The sequence below is a fragment of the Mesorhizobium kowhaii genome (assembly GCF_042431665.1).
Taxonomy (GTDB): Bacteria; Pseudomonadota; Alphaproteobacteria; order Rhizobiales; family Rhizobiaceae; genus Mesorhizobium; species Mesorhizobium kowhaii.
Map to the genome: position 1 here is coordinate 1 of NZ_JBHLYT010000226.1, position 849 is coordinate 849.

Annotated in this window: 2 pseudogenes; both read left to right on the forward strand. The window is 59.8% G+C overall.

Going from position 1 to position 849, the window contains the following annotated elements:
- Nucleotides 1-132: 132 nt before the first annotated feature.
- Nucleotides 133-609: pseudogene (locus ACFFNA_RS39795) on the forward strand (transposase); the annotation flags it as partial.
- A gap of 70 nt (nucleotides 610-679) precedes the next feature.
- Nucleotides 680-849: pseudogene (locus ACFFNA_RS39800) on the forward strand (IS6 family transposase); the annotation flags it as partial.

The following is an 849-nucleotide window of genomic DNA, read 5'->3' on the forward strand; positions in this document are numbered from 1 at the left end:
CAACACGGCCCAAGCCACCGCGCCCCTCCTCGACTCTACTGGAGGTTGGCGGATGTGGTGCAAGCCGTTGAAATGACGTAGGATTTGGTTGCTTAAGCCGATCCAAACCATTTCCCGGAGACCACACCCGCCATGAATGATCTTACGCTGCCGCTGAGCGGTTTGTCATCTGTTGGCGGCAAGTCCGTCGTCGCCCGTTTCGACGGCGGCATGCTGTCGTCCAACAGTGGGGTTCTGGCTCTGGCCGAGGTGGAAAAGCGGCTGCGTGTCGCCGAGCGTCTGGCGCGCTGCATCGATGATCCGCGCTGCCCGGACCAGGTCATCCATAGCGTGGCCGATATGATCGGCTTTCGCATGAAGATGATTGCCGCCGGCTACGAGGATGGCAACGACGCCAACCGGCTGCGCTGCGATCCGGTCTTCAAGATGGCCCAGGATGCGCTGCCTTCGGGTCGGGATCTGGCCTCTCAATCGACGATGTGCCGGCTGGAGAACCTGCCTGGCGTGCGGGAACTGGTCGTTATGGGCCGTGCGATGGTCGACCTCTATTGCTCTTCCTTCCGCCAGGTTCCGAAGCGGATCGTGCTCGACATTGACGACACTTTTGACGGTTCCGTCGCAAACTTTTCGGAAAGGTCATTGCTGCATGACGGCTGCTCCTGCTTTCCGGGAGTTTGTCATGTTCAAGGGCCGCCATTTTGATCGATCCGTGATCCTGCTGTGCGTACGCTGGTATCTGGCCTAAAATCTGAGCCTGCGCGATTTGGAAGAGATGATGGCCGAACGCGGCCTGAACGTGGATCACTCCACCGTGCATCGCTGGGTCGTCCACTTCTCGCCTCGGCTGCT